A 20,996-nucleotide genomic window follows, 5' to 3' on the forward strand; every position below is an offset into this window, starting at 1 on the left:
TGCTTATTTCTTCTTTTTACTAGGTTTTACAGAAATAGGGGAAAGTTTATTGATCCCTTCCTCGTTTACGGAGAATGAGTAAGGCATATCCTCCGGATTAATACCACGATTCATATTCGGCTTGTCACCCATCTTGAAGTCAATCACGCCACCCTTAAACAAATCGTTATGATCCAAATAATTCTTGGTGTAGTTCTTGCCGTTGAACGTCATAGATTCGATATAGATATTCTTATCGCTGTTGTTCGGGGCGTTGATCACCAAGTTGTTTCCATTCTCAAAATGGATCGTAGCCTTCTTGAACAGCGGAGCGCCCAACACATATTGGGTCGTACCCGGAGCTACCGGATAGAATCCTAACGCTGAGAATACATACCAAGCGGAAGTCTGGCCATTATCCTCATCACCGCAATAACCATCCGGACCCGGAGTATACATCTTATTCATTACTTGACGCAACCAATATTGAGCCTTCCAAGGTTGACCCGCATAGTTGTATAAATAAATCATATGCTGGATCGGCTGGTTACCGTGAGCGTAGTTACCCATATTCATCACGGTCATCTCGCGGATCTCGTGGATCACACCACCGTAGTAGCTATCATCGAACAAAGGCGGTACAGCAAATACGGAGTCAAGCATCATCACAAATGAATCCTTACCGCCCATCAAGTCGATCAATCCCTGAGGATCGTGGAATACAGACCATGAATAGTGCCAGCTATTACCTTCCGTGAAAGCGTCACCCCATTTCAGCGGAGAGAACGGAGCCATGAACTCGCCATTCTCATTCTTGCCACGCATCAACTTGGTTTCCTTGTCGTACAGGTTCTTATAGTTCAACGCACGACGGGCATATAAATCCAATTCCTTTTTCGGACGGCCTAGTTGTTTAGCGATCTGCCAGATACACCAGTCATTGTAAGCATATTCCAATGTACGAGCGGCATTCTCGTTAATCTTCACATCGTAAGGAACATATCCCAACTTATTATAATATTCATGCCCCAGACGTCCTGTAGAAGAAACCGTCGGATGAACGTTTTCCGTACCATGGATCAAACCTTTATATAGAGTCTCCAAATCGTCAACCTTCACGCCTTTCATATAAGCGTCTACCAAGATAGATGCCGAGTTATTACCGACCATGCAACCACGGTGGCCCGGACTTGCCCATTCCGGGAAGAAGCCGCTTTCCTTATACGTATTGATCAAACCCTCTTGCATTTCCTTGTTTACAGACGGGAACATCAAGTTCAAGAATGGGAACAAACTACGGAACGTATCCCAGAATCCGGTATCGGTAAACATATAACCGGGTAATACCTCACCATTATACGGGCTGTAATGAACCACCTCGCCTTGAGCGTTGATCTCATAGAACTTACGAGGGAACAACAATGAACGATAGAAGCAAGAATAGAAAGTACGGTATTGATCCAAATCTCCACCTTCAACCTCGATCTTGCTCAGATGCTCATTCCAAACATCCTTACCTTTCTGAACCAAAGTATCAAAGTTATCGTTACCTAATTCCTTCATATTGATAGCGGCCTGATCGAAGCTAATAAATGAGGAAGCCACCTTAGCGTGGACGATCTCACCTTTCTTCGTCTTGAAACCGATAACGGCTCCTACATGGTCACTCGTTTGTTCCTTCGTTCCCTCTTTCAAGGAAGCGTCAGCAAATGTAGCCTCGTATGTGAAAGGTTTATCAAACTCGATCACAAAGTAATTCTTGAAATTATCGGGAACCCCACCGCTATTCTTCGTTGAATAACCGATGATCTTATTCTCCTCCGGAATTACCTTGATATAAGAGCCCTTATCCAAGGCATCCACCACGATATAAGAATGCTCGTTTTCCGGGAAAGTGAAACGGAACATAGCCGCACGATCTGTCGGCGTTAATTCCGTCACCACATCATGCTCCGCCAAATATACCTTATAATAATAAGCCTTGGCGATCTCCCCTTTGTGAGAGAACCAGCTCGCACGTTTATCTTGGTCGAACTCCGGTTTACCAACCACCGGCATGATCGCAAATTGTCCGTAATCATTGATCCACGGACTAGGCTGGTGGGTCTGTTTAAAACCACGGATCTTGTTAGCCGTATATACATACTGCCATCCATCTCCCATCTTACCAGTCTGAGGAGTCCAGAAATTCATACCCCACGGACGAGCGATCGCCGGATAGGTATTTCCTGTAGACAACTCATAGGAAGATTGCGTCCCCATTAGCGGGTTTACATACTCTACTGGGTCAAAAGACTCATTCACAGCCGCTGCCGCAGGTTTCCCCACCCACATCAGCATCGCCGCTAAAGCTAAAGCCCAAACGCTTTTTTTCTTCATGATATAGCTATTTAATTAATAATATAATTTATCCGTTTTTGTGTTTTATATTCATAGTTAGACTACAAATATCCATTTAATTAACATGAATAGAAAGTGATCCTCGTGTCATTTATTTAGAAATATCCCTTTCTTTCTTATGAATTTCTGGCATTATACGAATATAGGTGCAAATCTAACAAAAAGAATTAGAAAAAAGAAATCCAATGAGCCAGATCATACTCTGTTCATCGCACTTTTATCACTATCGAAAAAGATTAAATATCACATGCTAGTTCCGTACGGACTTACAATAGTATCATCGTCTTTCTATCACATAAATAATTAACTATCAAATATTAACAGTAAAAACACTTTAAATTGGTTACAATAAACAAATGTTAAATTTATTGAGATTCAAGGCTAGGCGAAAATGGCACTAGTATGGCTTCTATGAAAAAAACAGATAATATATTCAGAGACTGGATAATATAAAAAAATTTAGCCTTCCTTTATAAATAAAAGAAGAACCACATTATCTACAATCTTTCTACCAAGAAAGCGCCATAGACTTATTCCCACAAGGCTTGAAATCCAATAAGGCATTACCCGAAACAGAGTCTCTCATGACACTCTTCACCCATCACTCTAACACAAGCAAGTCTTCTGCTTAGAATAATACCGATTTATTTGGGATTAGATCCTATCAAAACATTCAATATACAAACATAAGACAAACTGGATAAGGGCGGGCAAACCCCGCCCCTTACCATGCTACCAAGATAATTTTATAAACTTATTCTCCCACGGAGCGAAACTCAACGGATTCCCCGAAACTGGGTCTCCTACGACATCACAAACCGTAGTTTTCACAAAATTAATTTTATCTGAAGCTACGGAGAAAGTAGCTGGCTTCCCGCCTATCTCACGCAATTGAAGCATAACAGCATTCTCGCCTTCCACAGGCCTCATGTTTACCAACAACAAATTCTCCGGTACGATCTTGAAAATGGAAGCCGATTGGAGAGGCTCCACCTTTTTATCTCCGGCAGGCAAAACACGGGTCAAGAACGGAATCCGGTTTTCCCAAGCGAACTTAGTCGCATACTCAATAGAGTTGTCTTTCGAAGAGTTGATGAAGTAACTCCATTGCATCTCTCCCATTTGGTCCGCATTGAAATTGGTTACCCAGTAGTTGTTCATCGGCCATGAATACATATTCGTGGACTGAGGTACGGCTCCGGCTTTATACCGCCCCGTATTGATCGCCCCAAATTGCATTAATGGTATTTCTTGGCTACCCATCACGACCTGTGACTCTCCATTACGAGCCGTAGCGAAGTTTTGCACCGTGTACCAATCGTTAGAGGAGCCCGGGATTTGGTCTACACCCGCCTCAATCGATCCGCCGGGTACATCTAAATGGATCTTTCCTCCTTCAACCTCAAACGGGAAAGCGATATAAACCGCTTCCGGATCTGTTACCGCTTTTTTGCGCAGGCGATAAACTACCTCGATTTTCTTTGTTACGTTAAATACACGGAATTCCACCATCAAATTATTCGGCTCACGTCCCGCTACTGTCTCTCCCCGGAAACGATATGTATCCCAGACATCGCCTTTCTCATATTTCTCGAAACGCATCTTCTCTGGGCGACGGCGGAGGAATTGGGGAGCACGATATTGTTCCATCGGATGACGGCTATCGATAATCTCATAAATAAACTCTCCCATCTCCCATTCCGCATCCGGCGTAACCAATTGTTTGTTCAAATCCTTATCACATAATTTACGAATCGTACCTTTACGGGTATTGAAGTCGATGGCATACCAAGGATTCTCCACATGTGTCTCTTTTAATTCCGTAGTGCCCTGTATTTCCGGACGTGGCGCATCCTTCACCTTTATATAATACTGTGCGTATCCCAAAGCCGGGACTTCTTTCACGTAAAAGTTCCAATAAGTACCATCGGAACGGCTTTCGCCGGCTTGTGCGGGAATTACGTTGCCAGCCGCATCCACGATCTCGAAAGCCTTGTCTTTCGGAAGAATCTGATGATCGACATAAGCTTTAGCGATACCGCTATAACTCCAGTTGAGCGTATTGAATACAGCGATAGACGGAACGTCGCTTTTAGGCACGAACGACTGTAATATACCCATAGTGGCCTCTCCCAGCAAACCGGAATGGCGATAGGCTTCCCACGCATACGATTGCTTCAAGGAGCGTTGTTCCCAAGTTTCCAGTCCATAAGCGTTACGCACGCTCTCACTATGCCCGAAAGTATGCTCATCATAGAACAAAAGAGCTTTGTTGATGTCCTGAATCCGATCATTGATGTCTGTCGGCAATTGAGCGCCTAGCATTTTGGCGAATGACAATCCGGCTTGGTTCGCGATAATATCCGAGTGAGTCACACGAGATATGGCGGCCTCGCGGGCACCGGAAGCGAAACCATCCGTCCACCAATCCGGCCAAGCTCCACGAACGGTCTCGATACGATCCGCATATTGGCTCTCTACCGTTTTAAAGAACTCACTGGCTACCGCCGTGCGTAATTTCGGCCATTCATATTTCTCGTTCCATTTCTGTAACATCTCGCAACTTTTAGTCGAAGGGGGCGCATTATCCGTAAGATATCCCGAATGCTGTACCGCTAATATATCATACGGATAATTTTTCGCTTCCATTTCACCTAAATAAGTTAAAACACGTTCCTCGAACTGGTCAAAGTTATCCGTATGAATCCCGAAAAAATTACCATAGTGATAATGCTCCGCACGATAAGTCAAGACCTTCTTCCCTGAAGGTGATTCCCACCAAAACACCGTAGGTTTATCAAAACAGATCAACGCCCGATGGCCATGGGTTCCCATATTCACATATTTCACGCCGGCATCCGCAAAATACTCGCTGAAACACCAACCGATACCATTCACGTCGTCTTGCATAGCTACCTCGGCACGCATCCCATTTTCCCTGAATTGCTTGATCGGATAAAGAGAAGCGGCAAGTGTCTGCTCATCCGGTAATTCGTCAAAATTCAAGAACATCGTTGCTAATTCAATACGGCCTTCCTTTACCCGTTGCTTCAAGCGAGCGATCTGTTCCGCAGGACGACATTTCAAATATTCGCTAACCGCCCAAGCGATCTCGCAAGTCCAACGGAACTTAGCGAAATCCGGATAATTATCCGTAGCATCGCAATAGTCCAACGCATAATCAATGTATCGAAGCTGTTCCGCCAAGATTTCCATTTGGGAACGGGTATAACCGATATCCGTATGCGTGTGCTGCACCATATTCATCTGCCAATGGCGAACCGGTTTTACGGTAACCGTACTTTCCTCTTTCTCTTTCCCACTTGTCAGCGTCAACGGTAATTGGCGAGTAGCGCTAACCTCGGGTATCTCGATTCGGAATACATTATCCCCGGACGCCAGTTTCTCTTTACGGCTTTGCTCGCCTAAACGGATCGTCACTGTAGAAGGCTCTCCTTCATGTTTCACGGAGATCTCGACCTTTTGGGTCAGTCCGTTTTTCGATTTATAAACCGCCGGCAATACACGGCTCTTGATATCTGATAATCCCGGAGACGCATGAACCGACAATGCCCCGATCAACAAAGCCAATCCTGCTGATAAATAAGTCCTTTTTTTCATCTTATCGTGTTTTTATTGATATAAGTCCTATATACAACATACATATTAATAATAGCATCAAACCGGCTACCTGTCCGAACCTATCGGCTAAGCCTCCCATACAAGGCGTAATCAAGGCGCCTCCTGACACCCCCATAATCATCAAGGCTGAGACCTCGTTGGATTGCTCCGGCCGATGTTCCAAGGCGAAAGAGAACAGGATCGAAAACACATTCGAACAAGCCAAGCCAACCAGTACGATCATAACGCCCATGCTCCACAAGCTATCCGAGATAAGCAATCCTATGAAAGCAAGGATAGCGATAAGCATGCTTCCCCTTAAGAAGGGTCGTGACGAGATCCTCGCCAACAATATAGCCCCAAGGAAAGAGCCTCCCGTACGAGCGGCAAAATAAAGGCTACTCCCTAATCCGGCCTCTTGCAACGGCATGGATAACTTTTCCATCAATAGCTTGGGGATCGTCGTATTCAGACCGACATCGATCCCGACAATACACAGAATCCCCAAGAAAAGCATCCGTATCCTAGCATCTTTACATAAAGCTAATGTAGAGGCGAATGAGGCTTCTTGCTCCTCTCCTTCCTCTTTACCCGGAATAGTCGCTATCAACCAGATGATAGATAACAAGGTAGTCACCGAATAGACAATGAATATCAACTTCCAATCCCCCCAAAAAGAGGAAGCGACCCCCGCAATAATCGGACCTAAGAAGGAAGATACCGCCTTAATAAACTGCCCTAACGTAAGCACGCTCGTTACCTTATCCGGATTTACCACCCGGGCTACCATCGGGTTCAAAGATACTTGCAAAATCGTATTTCCAATTCCCAGCAAAGCGAACGCAAACAAGATACAAGCAAAGTCATAGAAGAAAAGAGGTATCAGCATCGCCAAGGTCGTGATGGCCAAGGCAGCGACTACCGTATTCCTACGCCCGTGCCGTCCCATCCAGATACCGGTGGGGACAGAGAACAGGGCGAACCAAAGAAAGACCATCATGGGTAATAGGTTCGCCAAGGTGTCGGACAAACCAAAATCCATCTTCACATAATTCGTGGCAATTCCCACGACATCCACGAATCCCATCACAAAAAAGCCGAAAAGGATCGGGAATATAGCGGAGTTCGTACTTTTAGTTCTCATATCGATCTTTTGGTTGGCTACCCATTTCTAAAACCAAATGTCCACCTTGAACAATCTCCGAGAAAGGAATACGAGTATCCGTCAATGGTTTCCCGTTTAAGTTCATCGATTGCACGTAATCATTTTGCTTACTATTATTACGGACCTCAATCACGAATTCCTTCCCTTTATAATAGCGGTCATTCAGCCGGATCGTAATCTTATCGAATAAAGGACTGCCCAAAGCGAAAGAAGGCGCTTGATCCGTCAAGCCTTTCATATCGAATAAGCCTAAGGAAGAGATCACGTACCAAGCCCCGAGCTGGCCTTGATCCTCATCTTGTCCGTAGCCATAACCGTAGATGCCATCCGTACCATAGAACTCATTCAAGATCGCCCGTACCCATTTTTGCGTAAGCGAGGGATGACCGGCCTCGTTGAACATCCAAGGGATGTGCAAGCACGGTTGGTTTCCTTGGTTATACAAGGTTTGCAAACCGGCGAAAGCCCCTACTTCCGTGCCTCCGCTAAAGATTAATTTACGAGACACCGTGAAGATGCTATCCAACCGATGGTTAAACACGTCTGCGCCTACTTTCGCGACCAAGCCTTTCGCATCGTGCGGTACATAGAATGTATATTGCCAAGCGTTACCTTCTTGGAATCCGCGCCATACTTGCATCGGATTGAAGTCCTCGATAAACGTACCATCCTTCTTCTTGGGACGGACAAAATTACAGGAAGGGTCATAGATACGCTCCCAGCCTTTCGATAAGTCCATCAAACGGTTATAATCGTCCGTCTTACCCAGTTGCTTCGCCCATTGGGCCACGGCCCATGCGCTATAAGCATATTCCAAGGTATGGGAAGCGGAGAACATGAAAGCCTCGTCTGGCCCGTCCCCCTTATCCAAATGAGGCACATAACCATATTCCACGAAATAACGGGTATCGATCTTTCCTGCGCCCAATGGACGATTCTCCCCATCCAACTCATTCTTCAAGCAAGCCTCATAGGCCGTATTCACATCGAAATCCCGAATGCCACATTGATAAGCGCCAGCGATAATCGTACTTAATAAATTCGTACCAACCCCGGAGACATAACGGCTATTAGCGATTCCATCCGCCAGCCAGCCGGCGTCCTTGTACACCAACAAATGGCTACTTATATAATCCGAATAATATTCCGGATAGGCCAAAGCCCAAACCTGCGTCAGATTCCATTGCGCTCCCCAAGCGGCATCGGTATTATATAAGTTATGTATCGGTTTCCCGTCTTTCAAAGGGATTTGTCCTACCGAGCCATCATTTCTCGGATAAGCGCCATTCACGTCGCTAGCCAATCTGCGGCCCAATAAAGCATGATACAAACCGGTATAGAATTTCACCTTATCCTCTCGCGCCGGAGTCTCTACCCGGATACGTCCCAAATATTCTTCCCATGTTTGGCGAGAGATTTCCCTTGCCTCGTCAAACGTAAGGGTAGCGGCCTCCGTCTCCCTATTTAACCGGGCATTCTCCACGGATGTATAGGAAAGACCTACTTTAGCGGTTACCGACTCTTGATCTTGGGTACGGAATGTCAAATAAAGTCCGGCTCCCACACCCGTCGCTTTTCGTTCATCCGGACGGATATCCGCCCCGTTGAAAGCGCCATATCCAACGGGAGCCTTATCCAGCACCGCCGAGAAATACAAAGGAACCGATGCCCCGGGCTGGTATTTCCTCACATATTCAGGCTCGGTAATCACCCAGCCCTCGATACGCCCGTCTTCCGTAAAAGTAATTTCCGCGTCCCGCACGGCTCCGCTTTCTCCTTGGCGGTTTCCTATATCGAACAAGATACGGCTATCCTCTCCGGCCGGAAACGTATAACGCTGGATAGCCACACGAGGGGTAGCGGTAAGCTCCGCCCGGATCGAGTAATCTTTTAGGAGAACGGAATAATAACCGGCGGTAGCGATCTCGTCCGCACGATCAAAACGGGAACGGTATCCTATACCTGTCGAGTCGTCTACCGCTCCGGGAATTGTTTTCAATGAACCCGTCGTAGGCATTAGAACGATTCCGCCGATCTGGAACTCATGCAAGCAGGGGAAACCCTCGATCGATTGATCCCGATAATCATAACCGGTCGCCTCCCAACCGGATTTATTCCCGATATGCCCGTTCGTAGAAGGGGCCGGCTTGGCCATACCGAAAGGCACCGCTCCCGGGGTAAAATGAAACCAACGGCAATGCGCCGTGCCGATCCGAGGCTCTACATATTGGCTAAGCTCCTCTTGCTGGACCTTCTTGCCTTGTGTCACGCAGGATGTGAAAACCCCGCACAGGAACAAGAGGAAACAGACCGGCTTCATACTATACTTTCTCATAATTTATTTAGATAGATGGTTTAACGCAAAAACATAAGCACCCATAGCGATCGAGCGGTTGGCTCCTTGCTTGCTGAAGGTCACCCCTATCCGTTTACAAGGATCGTATCCTACCTTGCGATTCGTACCCGGGACTAGCACCTCGACAGCCTCTCCCCGGGCAAAACCGGCGAAGCTCTTCTCGTCGTCCAAGTCATACACCTCCTTTTGCAAGCGCCCGAAACGAGCACCGTCCATCATTCCCGTCTGCGCGTTCATCTCTTTCAACAAGACCGGCAGGATGTACTTGGAAGCACCGGACAAACCACCGCCTATCACGATAAGCCCATCGATCAAGGTAATAGCGGAAGCCAACGCGTCCCCAGCCATCTCACCCAACTCCTCAAACGCGGCGATAGCCGCTTCCCGGTTACCCGGACGAATACCCTCGGCGATCTCGAAGATCTCTTTCGGGGTACGCGCCCCCGCATCACCGCTCCGCTCCGCATAGACACGCATGACCGCCCGTATGCTGACGCTCTCCTCCACGATATACTCCGGGTACTTCTTGTTCCGCAGGCACCATACATATCCTCCCGCCGCGTTATCACCCCGCAAAAGCTCTCCATCGATGACAACCCCGGCACCAAAGCCTGTCCCTAGCGTGACACCTAGCAAATTCTTATATCGTTTCGTACTTCCCGCCTCCCGCAAACGGCGGTTGATCTCCGGGAGCACTCCCGTCAACGCCTCTCCGTACGCAAACAAGCTTCCGTCGTTATTGATAAATACCGGTATCCCGAATATATCTTCCAGAAACGGGCCTAACGCTACGCCACCCCGGAAAGAGGGGAAGTTGGGTAAATCGCCTATGATACCGGCTTGATAATCCGCCGGACCAGGAAAAGCGAAACTGATAGCGACCGGAGCTTCCGGCAAGCCTGCTTGAATTGCCTTAAAACCCTCTACCAAATTACCTAAACACTTATCCAAGCAATCCGCGCATGCCGGAAGAACTACCGGATCGGCTATCTCTTTTCCACCTTGGATGGCAGAGAAGACAAAATTCGTTCCTCCCGCATCCAATGTCATTACTATTCTATTGTCATTTGTGTACATCATATATTCCTTTTCTTTACTTAAAGAGGTCCCGCCAGTGCCACAGCAGTGGCACTACTTTGCCATTAGAGGTGACACAACCTTGCCTTCGAAGTGGCACAATCGTGCCATCAGTAGTGGCAAAGCAGTGCAATGCCTATGGCAAACGGTGATTATTGCCTAAAACGTACGTAAGCCTTTATAGTACCACAATATTTACCTACAGACGATCCATACGGACGGATCGTATATTCACCCACGCAAGCCGGGATGATAAAAGTCTCCGCGTAATGAACGATGAAAGGTTCGAATGCGCCTGTCGGGCTCTCCACGATCAACTCATCTCCCTTGATTACATTCAGTACTTGCACCCCTCCATTCGTATTGTGAGGCACGATATCCGTGAACCAATGACGGCGGGTCTCGATGAACTCGTTCTCATGCAAGCCGGTCCGCTCCTCCCGCCAACCGTCTCCCTCGGCGATCATCTCCACTTGGTTGATCAAGTTATGACGGACAAACTCCGTTTGCCGCTCCCATTGGATCACTTTCGAGCCGTGGCCGATATTAATAGGTCGAGGCAGTCCGTCCAATCCCAAGCGGCCCCAGTCCCAAAGCTTAAACGTAAAGATACTTGGCGTAGCGCTAATCTCAAGCACCATGGCACCGGCTCCCGAACAATGGACCGTTCCGGCGGGGATCAGATAATGATCATGGCGTTTGGCAGGCCATTTATTGACATATTTCTCCGTATCGAAAGGCTTTCCGGTCTGTTGGGACTCGTTTAGGGCAGCGATCATCTCGTCCGGGTTGACACCGGTTTTCAATCCCAGATAAACGGTAGCGTCCTCCTCGGCATCCAGCAGGTAGTAGCTCTCGTCCTGCGTATAATAAATCCCGAACGTATCCCGGATATATTGGGTGACCGGATGCACTTGCAAACTTAGGTTTCCTCCTCCCATCGTATCCAAGAAGTCGAAACGGATCGGGAAATCTTGTCCGAAACGAGCCTCGACCGGCCCGCCCAGCAAGTCTCTCGTCTTATAGAATACCAAGTCATTGGAAGGGATCTCAAACAGCTCTCCGGCAACTTTCAGGTATAAACTATTTTCCTCGGGCACGCAATCAAAACACCAACCGAAGTTATCTTGCTTTTTATTCAGATCACAGACCTCTTTCATCCATTGGCCGCCCCAAGGAGCCGGATCAAAGAAAGGTACTACCCGGAACGGAGTATGCGCCGTTTTCTCTAACCCTTCTTTCAATGTCTCCCCGGAAATCATCTTAGGTGTTCGGACGATATGGGTATCCAACCAATAATCGACCTTAGGAAGGACTTTCTTCTTCAGATTATCGCAAACAATCCAATCAATAAAATATCCTCGCTTATAATGGTACGACGGGGCTTCCTCCCGGTTTTCCACACCTAGCCCGTTCACCTCTTTTCTACGGGAACGCATCTGGATCTCCCAACGAGCCATATCCGCATAGATCAATTTGTCCGGAGCGGAAACGATCTCGGCGGCGGCGTGGCCATAAACGATTGTCCAGCCTTTTCCATCACGCAAGGACTCCCGGCAGGCGTTCACCTTCTCCTCATCCAAGAAATCCGTATAAGAGAAATGAGCCCGGCGGCCAAACAACCGGTCATCCGTCAGATAAGGATAGGTCATCGCCTCTATATCTTCTGCCGATTTAAATAAATCTCGCGTATTGATAAAACGATCGGGCGCGAGCGCTTGCAGTTCACGCATCAACTCCTCGTGATGAACCCCTTGGTAGCATTCCACCACCCAAACTTGTGATCCATTCGTTTCCGCATGTATCTCCGCCAATCGCTTCCGTATCGATTCCCAGCCTTTCCACAAGGTACCGTCTACAACGGTGGCCGGCATTTTATCATAATTACTTTTTCTCATCTCTTTTGACATTTAATATTGCACGCTTGTATTTAACTCTTATTTTTCTCTGCCCAATCCCTTAATAATTCAATCGCCTTAGATAACACTCCGGCCGATCCCTTGAAATTACCAGAGCCGCTGGGGACACCGCCTTTGCCATACCATTCGTAGAATCCGTCATTTTGGATCACACGCTCGATCATCGGATGGATCTCCGCATAAGCCTCCTCAACCATTCCATTAACGACAAGCTGCTGGATCATCCGACCGCCAAACCATGTCCAATCCCCGCCATTCTGATACAGATAAGCCTTAGACATTCCTCCATGGAAAAAACCATCCGGATACACGGGATATAAGGTCAGACCAATGCTTGGCATACCCGACAGGCGAACATTCTCAAGCATCTGGGCATTTACGGTACGTATCTCGTCTTTCGATAATAAGCCGGCCTCTATAGCGATAGCCGTCCCACCATGATAATGAATGGCAAGTTCATCAAAACCTTCCGGAATCGGAGATTTCTCCGGATAAATATGAGGAATGAACTTCTGGCGCTTTACATCCCATAGATGAGCCCGCACATTTCTCTCGATTCCCTCACGCAGACTTTTCCAACGGGAGGCTTGCGGAGAATCAGGAGCCATTTCCAACAAATAATCCAAGGCGATTATGAACATAGCGTTATCATATACATCGATAGCCGGATCCGACAAATCATTCATATCACATCCGAAATCGTCATTCGGCTGTACATCGCCCCAATCAGCGGTCATTGCTCCATAAAGCAATCCATATTTCTCATTATATCGTTCCCGCATCAGATAATCTACCATCGCGTTCATTCGCTCGAGAACGGTCTTCCCGACAACTTTCTCATTCAATATCTCCCGATCACCCGTCTTACGAATGTATTTACCTACGATCTGAATCAAGGAAGATTCTTGGTCCGTCTCTACCGTATTCTTAAAAGCGACATGTTTCGGAGCGGCATTCGAATAATAAGGCGTATCATCATACCATGTAAAATCTTCTTTCAGCACATAACCATCGATCATCTCATCATTCGGCTGTTGAAGAGCGAAAAACAATAAAATAGCTTCCCGCAGTTCGTGTGGATCACTCTCCTCGCAAGCGATCTCTATAAACGTATTCATATCACGAGCCCATATCTGGGAATAACCGCTACCTGCGTTAAAACCATTGCGGATGGTAGCACGAGCCATACTATCGACCTTCAACAAATTCGTATCAGACAATATCTGATTGGCCAATCGCTGTCTATCGGTTAATCCCGTACAAGACAAAAAAGATACAAATACAAAAGAAACTACAACTAGAATTTTATTCATGGCATTATGTTATGATTTATGTCGGCAAAATTATTTCAATAATCCAGAAAGAAATGCTACATTTGTTCCGATTTACTTGTACAATCTTATGATTTATAGATCATGGTCAAGATAAAAGAAGGATTTAAGGGAGAACGGTTCGTTTCTTTACCCGAGGAACTATTGGCAAGCTACCGGAGGGAACCGCTCATCAATAATTTATATGTACGCAAGATAGGTTTCTTCCCACGTGTTAAATATCATTTTCTCCAAAAAGAACATGGCTGTGACTACGCCATGCTTATTTATTGTACGGAGGGAAAAGGATGGTATCGTATCCTCGGTAAACAATATACCGTGGAGAAATACCAATATATCATCATCCCTCCCGGTATCCCCTACTCATTCGGGGCAGACGAGGGAGATCCATGGACTATTTACTGGTTACACTTCCAAGGGAAGCTTTGCGATCAATTCCTGCCGTCGCATCCGGTTCCGGTCACTATTTCGCCGAATGAATATTCCCGTTTACAAGATCGGTTACGGCTGTTTGAGGAGATATATAGCAGTTTCTCCATGGGATATATTAAAGAATATATGATTTATTCCTCCATGTGCCTTTACAATTTTCTGGCCTCTTTCATCTATCTGGAGCAATTCCGCCATATCATGATTCCCTCGCAAAAAGAATATCCGTTCACGGCACGGGTTATTCATTATATGCGTGAGAACATCCAGCAGAATCTTACCTTGAAGGAATTAGCGTCTTATTTCAAATATTCCCCTTCTCACTTCTCTGCTCTCTTCTTTGGCGAGACCGGGGTCTCGCCCATGAATTACTTCATACGCTTGAAAATACAGAAGGCTTGTGAATATATCGAGCTAACGAATATGAAGTTGAATGAGATCGCCACGCATCTGGGATTCGAGGATGCCGCCTACTTCTCGCGTACGTTTACGAAAGTTATGGGTTGCTCTCCTTCCGTTTATCGTAAAAAGGAGATGGAGATATAGAATTCGTTTGGATTTCTAGTATTTCTCATAAGAATAAAATATATTTGTACAATAGATATTTAAACGAACATAAAGTAAGTAGTTACTATGATAGACCTAACACAGTTCACCCCTTGGACTCTCTTTACGGATCTTGGATTCATTTCGATACTTCTATTGGTTGGCAAATTCATACGAGTCAAGGTAAAACTGATACAACAATTATTCATACCCCCCAGCTTGATCGCGGGCTTGCTAGGACTGGCGTTCGGACCTAATGGACTGGGGTGGATTCCGCTTTCCAATGACTTAGGTACTTATGCGGCTATCCTTATCGCCTTGGTGTTCGGCGCGTTGCCTTTATCTTCCCCGAACGTCTCCATGAAAGAAGTAGCGAAACGAGTCGGACCGATGTGGGCGTACGCTCAGGTGGGTATGTTATTGCAATGGGCATTGGTAGGCCTTTTCGGATTGTACGTGATCAAACTGATCTGGCCGGACCTGAATGACGCTTTCGGCATTATGTTGCCGACAGGCTTTTATGGCGGACACGGCACGGCCGCTGCTATCGGGTCTGCGTTCGAGGGATTGGGCTGGGACGAGGCTCGCAGTTTAGGCATGACAACCGCTACCGTGGGGGTTATTTGCTCGATCATCGGAGGTTTACTGATGGTCAAATGGGCGGCCAAGCATAAACAAACCGCTTTTATCTCGGATTTCGACGATCTACCGGACGAGCTGAGAAGTGGGTTGCTGCCAGAGGATAAGCGGGATTCCATCGGAGAAGCTACGACTTCCTCCATATCCATCGATACGCTGACTTTCCATGTGGCTTTGGTATTTGTCGTGGCTTTTTTGGGATATATGGTTAGCCAAACCGTAAAGGTGTATTATCCGGTATTGGAGTTACCTGTTTTCAGTTGTGCCTTTATCATTGGATTAGTATTAAAGAAATTCTTCGACGCAACAACCATATCCAGATATATCTGCCCGCAGACGACCCAGAGGCTGAGCAGTTCCTTCACGGATATGCTGGTAGCTTGCGGTGTAGCGTCTATCAAGCTAGGGGTGATCGTAAAATATGCCTTGCCGCTTATCGTACTCATCATAGCGGGCGTGGCGATCGTCTGGTGCATAACATTCTTCTTAGGAAGAAGATTAGCCAAGACCTTTTGGTTCGAGCGCATGATTTTCGCTTGGGGATGGTGGACCGGCACGATGGGCATGGGCATCGCCTTGCTGCGGATCGTCGATCCGAAACTTTCCAGCAAAGCGATGGATGATTATGCGATGGCTTACCTGCCTATCGCTCCCATAGAGATCTTATTGATCACCTTCGTCCCCATCCTTTTCGTAAACGGATTGGGAGTTTGGTTGCTATTAGCCTGCTTGGTCCTTTCCCTACTGATCTTGCTACTGGCGTGGAAGATGGGATGGTGGATTACTCGCTCTTGATACTATTTACCGGGTTCTCGTTCGCCGCTTTCCAGTTCTGGAAACTCACGGTCAATAACGTGATTACGGTTACGATCAATAAGGCGATTAAGAATACCCACCAATGAAGCGGAGTCTTATAAGCGAAACCCTCGAGCCACATCTTCGCGCCCTGCCAAGCGATCGGCGCCGCTATCACGAAGCAAATACCTACAATCCTCAGATAGGCCTTATTAAACATCAGCAGGATCTCCCCTACCGTAGCTCCATGTACCTTGCGGATACCTATTTCCTTACGGCGGTATTGAGTCTCGAACACCACTAAGCCAAATACTCCGACCAAAGAGATAATAATCGCCAGTAAACTAAAAACCGTAACCAGATCGCGTAGATTCTCCTCTTTCTGGTAAAGATGATTAAAGATCTCATCATAGAATTCTATATTAAACGGATAGGAAGGATCTAATTCTCTCATCGTCTCCTGAATGTGACCTACTACGGCATGAATGTCCGATCCGGCTTTCAAGCGGATATAAGAGATTGGCAAAGAATAACCAAAGTTTCCGACCAAGAAAGCGATATTATCCTCTCCACCACGAAGCGAGGTGAATTTCACATCGTCGGAGAAACCGATAAGATGACCGGGAGAATAGCTATCGAACGCGTCACCCACTTGCATATCCAACCCCTCCATCGCCGTACGATTGAATATATAAGACGTATGATCCGAAAGTTCGTCCGCCTTTGAGAAATCTCTCCCTTCTATAACCGGAATCCCCATCACCCGCAAGAAATTGGAAGATGCTATAATTATGAAATACTGAAAGTCCTTACCCTTATAACTACCGCCATTCGTGTTATACCCGTCCTTAGAGCCCACTTTCTCCATAGCGAAAGCCACATCCTCGATCCCCGGGTTCTCTTTCAAGCGATTCACATATGTATCGTGATGCTTATTGTACATTGTCTCATTCAGCTCCACGATAGCTACCTGATCCTTATCGAATCCTAAAGAGAAATTCCTCATATAACTATTCTGGATTTGCACAAAGCAAGCCCCGATAATCAACACGATCGAAACAACGAACTGGACACAAATCAATGTCGTACGTAACTTACGCCCGGAAGGAGATAACCCGAAGCTGCCCTTCAGCACCAAGGCCGGAGGAAAAGAAGTTATATAATAAGCAGGATAAATGCCCGCCAGCCAACCGATAACCAACGCTACGATGCCACACAAGAAAACGATCGGAAGATTTGAGACCAAACTCAAATCGGCCTCGATAAAAGGTAGCGCTTCCGCCCAATCCAATCCCCAAACGATAACGAGACTTACCAGCCATGCTATAAAACTAATAAGGGCTGCCTCTATCAATAAAGATCTGCGCAACAAAGTATCCGAGCTACCCAATACCTTCTGCGTATTGATGCTTTTGATTCGCAACGGAGTCAGAGAAGTGCTAAAGTTCGTGAAGTTAATAGCCGCGACAATGACGATCAGAAGGGCTATACCGAACAATAAGGCCGTGACTTCCTTGTTTCCGCTCCGGAATGTACCACCGTCTTGCGTCTCATTCATATAATAAATATCAGTCAGCGGGACGAGCCGGATCTGTTCTCCCTCATGGTAAATCTTCTTGAAATCAAAATGACGGTTGAAATTATCGGCAACCTCATCTGCCATGGCAGGATTATCAAGCAATAAATAACAAACCCAGTTACTTGAGCTAAAATTATTGATATTATAATCCGGATCGATCGCCGTATAGACCACGTTCCGAAGCTGCGTGTTCTCCGGGAAATCCTTATAAACCGCGCCAATCGTAAAGAGTTTAGCCGATTTAGTCCAGATATTTTCTTCCGCTCGCAACGTCTTACCAACCGCAGAGATATCTTCCCCAAACAACTTGTCAGCCAAGCTTCGGGGTACCATTACTTTCTCGGGATCTTTCAAGCAATCGATATCGCCTTCCACGATCGGGAACGCGAATATCTTCGGTAAACTAGCGTGGCAGGTTGTCACGATTTCCTTAAACCCAAACGGTTGCCCGTTTCTATCCACCGAGAGATAAACACCATTCTGGCCAAAAGAAGGAGTCAACAATGTACCCGCCTCTATATGCGGGGAAGATTGGATGACAGCCTCCACAAAGGCACGGGGTAATATTGTCCCGAAAGTACCCGGAATGGTCAAGTCCACCCTAAAAATCCGCCCGGACGTAGGATGGCAACGGTCAAAAGTCCGCTCAAAATTAATCTGTATCAAAATCACGATAAAAGCGGCGAAAGCAACCGCAAGACCGGCTACGTTCAATGCGGTCGCCATTTTAAACCGCCTCAACACACTTAGAAAGTTTCGAATAATCGTTTTCATTTTATTATAGTTTCATTTATTATTCCGTTTTAATACTATCCACCGGATTCGCGTTCGCCGCACGCCAACATTGGAAAGAGACAGTCAACAATGTAATAAAGCAAACGACGACTAAAGCCAGTAAAAACACCCAACCATAAACCGGTGTTTTATAAGCAAAATTCTCCAACCATTTCTCTACGCCAAGCCAAGCAACCGGAGCCGCGATCACGAAACAGACTATCACGATCCTCACATACGATTTATTGAACATCCGCAAGATCTCTCCTACTGTAGCTCCATGTACTTTGCGAATACCTATTTCCTTTCTCCTATATTGCGTATCAAATACGACCAAGCCAAATACCCCAACCAATGAAAGTATAATAGCCAAAAGTCCAAAAACAGTTATCATATCTCGTAAGGCATCTTCCTTATGATATAGATTGTCGAATATCTCATCATAGAACTCTACATCAAAAGGGTAAGCAGAATCTAGCCCTTTCAAGGTCTCTCGGATATAATCCACGGCGGCGAACATATCCGTACCCGCTTTTAATCGAATGTAAGAAACAGGCATCGTTTTTTTCGAACTCATGCAAGAGAACGCGATATTGTTTTCTCCATCCCGGAGCGACGTGAATTTGACATGATCCGTGAAGCCTATAATACGGCCATCGTGAAAATTATCTCCTTCTTTCATATTCGCGCCAATATGTGCCGCACGGTTAAATATGTAAACGACATTTTCCGATCCTTCATCTGCTTTTGAGAATTCGCGCCCCTCGGCCACTGATATCCCCATGACCTGAAAGAAATTAGAAGAGACCCTAATATTGAAATAGGTAAATTCTTGATCTTTATAAGTCACGGTATTATAACTATAATTATCGCCCGCCCCGACTTTCGCCGTAGAGAAAGCTACATCTTCAATGCCGGGATATCCCTTCAAACGGTCCACATAAGTTGTATGATGCTTATCGTATAGAGTCGGATTCAACTCCACGATCGCAATCGCGTCCTTATCAAAACCCAAAGAAAAATTCCGAATATAATGACTTTGAATCCCCATGAAACAAGACAGTATAATCAACAGGATAGATACTACAAACTGGAAACCAATCAAAACCATCCGTAATTTCCTACCGACTGGAGAAAGTCCAAAACTTCCCTTCAGAACCAAAGCCGGAGGAAAAGAGGTCACATAATAAGAAGGATATAAACCTGCGATTATACCTGTCAACATAGCGATCAATCCAGAAACAACAATTACCGGAATATTAACTGAAAAATCCAAATCCGCCTCAAGAAAAGGTAAAGCTACTGTTCGGTCAAGTCCCCATACTATCCATAAACCGATCAACCATGCAATAAGGCTTATCAGAACAGCCTCGATTAGTAAAGAGCCCCTCAAGATACGATACGAGCTACCCAAAACCTTTTGGGTATTGATACTACGGACACGCAAAGGCGTCAACGCCGTACTGAAATTCGTAAAATTTATAGCGGCTACAAAAATGATCAATATAGCTAATCCTAAAAGCAAGACAGTTACCTCAAGATTCCCTTTCCGAGACATGCTATAATTGTTAGGTTCATCCAAATAATAAATATCGGTAAGCGGGACTAACTGAACCCGAACCTCCGGCCGCCCTATTTTAGAGAAATCAAAATGCCGGTTAAAACTATCCATCACTCCTCCCGCTGAAGAGGATTGATCCAGCAATAGATAACAGATCCAGTTACTTGCGTCGAAATTATTGATCTCGTAATCCGGATCAATCGACGTATAGATCACATTCTTTAGCTGCGTATTATCCGGAAAATCTTTATATACCGCCCCTATCGTAAAAAGAGTTTGCGATTTCGTCCATACCGCTTGCTCCGCATGTAATGATTTACCGACCGCTGAAACTCCTTTCCCGAAAAGCCTCATCGCCAAACTTTCAGGGATCATAACCTTTTCCGGCTCATCCAAGCAATTAAGATCACCTTCGATGAGTGGAAATTGGAAGATAGAAGGTAAAGTCGGATGACAGGTTGTTATGGTCTCTTCAAATCCCAACCGTTCTCCATCTTTTTTCTCAGTTGTCAAATAAATCTCCCCGAAAGAAGGGGTTAACAATGTTCCAGCCTCAATATGTGGAGAAGATTGGATAACTGCCTCAACCAATCCGCGGGATAAGATCGTATTGAGCCCGACCGCAGGTGTTAGCTCTACCCGATAAATACGATCGGAAGTCGGGTGGCAACGATCAAACATCCACTCAAAATTTACCTGTATCAAAATCACGATAAAAGCAGCGAAAGCGACCGCCAATCCCGCTACATTCAAAATGGTAGCTACCTTGAAACGTGTTAATACATTGATGAAATTACGTATGATTGTTTTCATGACTTACTCTAT

Annotated in this window: 11 protein-coding genes; 2 read left to right on the forward strand and 9 right to left on the reverse strand. The window is 46.0% G+C overall.

The features are described from left to right. Positions 1-3: 3 nt before the first annotated feature. The 7 genes from NBH07_RS04280 to NBH07_RS04310 form a co-directional block, all read right to left on the reverse strand. Positions 4-2,358, reverse strand: coding sequence for a GH92 family glycosyl hydrolase (locus NBH07_RS04280; protein ID WP_005857974.1), 2,355 nt, complete (start codon positions 2,356-2,358; stop codon positions 4-6). 753 nt (positions 2,359-3,111) lie between these two features. After that, entirely contained in the window at positions 3,112-6,000 is a 2,889-nt protein-coding gene (locus NBH07_RS04285) for a glycoside hydrolase family 38 N-terminal domain-containing protein (RefSeq protein WP_009017169.1), read from the reverse strand. A gap of 1 nt (position 6,001) precedes the next feature. Further along, a complete protein-coding gene (locus NBH07_RS04290) occupies positions 6,002-7,144 on the reverse strand; it encodes an MFS transporter (RefSeq protein ID WP_009017168.1) in 1,143 nt (380 codons plus the stop codon). After that, positions 7,134-9,500, reverse strand: coding sequence for a GH92 family glycosyl hydrolase (locus NBH07_RS04295; RefSeq protein WP_250833467.1), 2,367 nt, complete (start codon positions 9,498-9,500; stop codon positions 7,134-7,136). The genes NBH07_RS04290 and NBH07_RS04295 overlap by 11 nt, the downstream gene beginning before the upstream one ends. A 3-nt stretch (positions 9,501-9,503) precedes the next feature. Next, the gene (locus tag NBH07_RS04300; RefSeq protein ID WP_008779630.1) at positions 9,504-10,601 is read right to left on the reverse strand and encodes an ROK family protein; all 1,098 of its coding nucleotides are present in this window, start codon (positions 10,599-10,601) and stop codon (positions 9,504-9,506) included. Positions 10,602-10,750: 149 nt separating this feature from the next. Continuing rightward, positions 10,751-12,496 (reverse strand): class I mannose-6-phosphate isomerase, encoded by a 1,746-nt coding sequence (locus NBH07_RS04305; RefSeq protein WP_011966538.1) that lies wholly within the window; start codon positions 12,494-12,496, stop codon positions 10,751-10,753. A 32-nt stretch (positions 12,497-12,528) separates the two neighbouring features. After that, positions 12,529-13,830, reverse strand: a complete 1,302-nt coding sequence (locus NBH07_RS04310; RefSeq protein WP_005858020.1) for a glucosidase family protein — start codon at positions 13,828-13,830, stop codon at positions 12,529-12,531. A gap of 102 nt (positions 13,831-13,932) precedes the next feature. Here NBH07_RS04310 and NBH07_RS04315 point away from each other — a divergent pair, with 102 nt between their 5' ends. After that, a complete protein-coding gene (locus tag NBH07_RS04315; protein WP_005858022.1) occupies positions 13,933-14,823 on the forward strand; it encodes an AraC family transcriptional regulator in 891 nt (296 codons plus the stop codon). An 87-nt stretch (positions 14,824-14,910) separates the two neighbouring features. Next, positions 14,911-16,257, forward strand: coding sequence for a sodium/glutamate symporter (locus NBH07_RS04320; protein ID WP_156682392.1), 1,347 nt, complete (start codon positions 14,911-14,913; stop codon positions 16,255-16,257). On the opposite strand, the gene NBH07_RS04325 is transcribed toward NBH07_RS04320, so the two are convergent. Both NBH07_RS04325 and NBH07_RS04330 read right to left on the reverse strand, forming a co-directional pair. Then, complete coding sequence (locus tag NBH07_RS04325) at positions 16,244-18,610, reverse strand: ABC transporter permease (protein WP_005858027.1); 2,367 nt, start codon at positions 18,608-18,610, stop codon at positions 16,244-16,246. The two genes, NBH07_RS04320 and NBH07_RS04325, sit on opposite strands and share 14 nt — an antisense overlap. 19 nt (positions 18,611-18,629) lie before the next feature. Further along, entirely contained in the window at positions 18,630-20,984 is a 2,355-nt protein-coding gene (locus NBH07_RS04330) for an ABC transporter permease (RefSeq protein WP_005858029.1), read from the reverse strand. Positions 20,985-20,996 lie beyond the last annotated feature (12 nt).

Origin of the sequence: Parabacteroides sp. B2-S-102, from assembly GCF_023656665.1 — a bacterium.
GTDB classification, from domain to species: domain Bacteria; phylum Bacteroidota; class Bacteroidia; order Bacteroidales; family Tannerellaceae; genus Parabacteroides; species Parabacteroides distasonis.

Bases quoted from the DNA above. Each gene is read 5' to 3' on its own strand.
- NBH07_RS04280 (WP_005857974.1), bottom strand. From the start codon at position 2,358: ATGAAGAAAAAAAGCGTTTGGGCTTTAGCTTTAGCGGCGATGCTGATG.
- NBH07_RS04285 (WP_009017169.1), bottom strand. From the start codon at position 6,000: ATGAAAAAAAGGACTTATTTATCAGCAGGATTGGCTTTGTTGATCGGG.
- NBH07_RS04290 (WP_009017168.1), bottom strand. From the start codon at position 7,144: ATGAGAACTAAAAGTACGAACTCCGCTATATTCCCGATCCTTTTCGGC.
- NBH07_RS04295 (WP_250833467.1), bottom strand. From the start codon at position 9,500: ATGAGAAAGTATAGTATGAAGCCGGTCTGTTTCCTCTTGTTCCTGTGC.
- NBH07_RS04300 (WP_008779630.1), bottom strand. From the start codon at position 10,601: ATGATGTACACAAATGACAATAGAATAGTAATGACATTGGATGCGGGA.
- NBH07_RS04305 (WP_011966538.1), bottom strand. From the start codon at position 12,496: ATGAGAAAAAGTAATTATGATAAAATGCCGGCCACCGTTGTAGACGGT.
- NBH07_RS04310 (WP_005858020.1), bottom strand. From the start codon at position 13,830: ATGAATAAAATTCTAGTTGTAGTTTCTTTTGTATTTGTATCTTTTTTG.
- NBH07_RS04315 (WP_005858022.1), top strand. From the start codon at position 13,933: ATGGTCAAGATAAAAGAAGGATTTAAGGGAGAACGGTTCGTTTCTTTA.
- NBH07_RS04320 (WP_156682392.1), top strand. From the start codon at position 14,911: ATGATAGACCTAACACAGTTCACCCCTTGGACTCTCTTTACGGATCTT.
- NBH07_RS04325 (WP_005858027.1), bottom strand. From the start codon at position 18,610: ATGAAAACGATTATTCGAAACTTTCTAAGTGTGTTGAGGCGGTTTAAA.
- NBH07_RS04330 (WP_005858029.1), bottom strand. From the start codon at position 20,984: ATGAAAACAATCATACGTAATTTCATCAATGTATTAACACGTTTCAAG.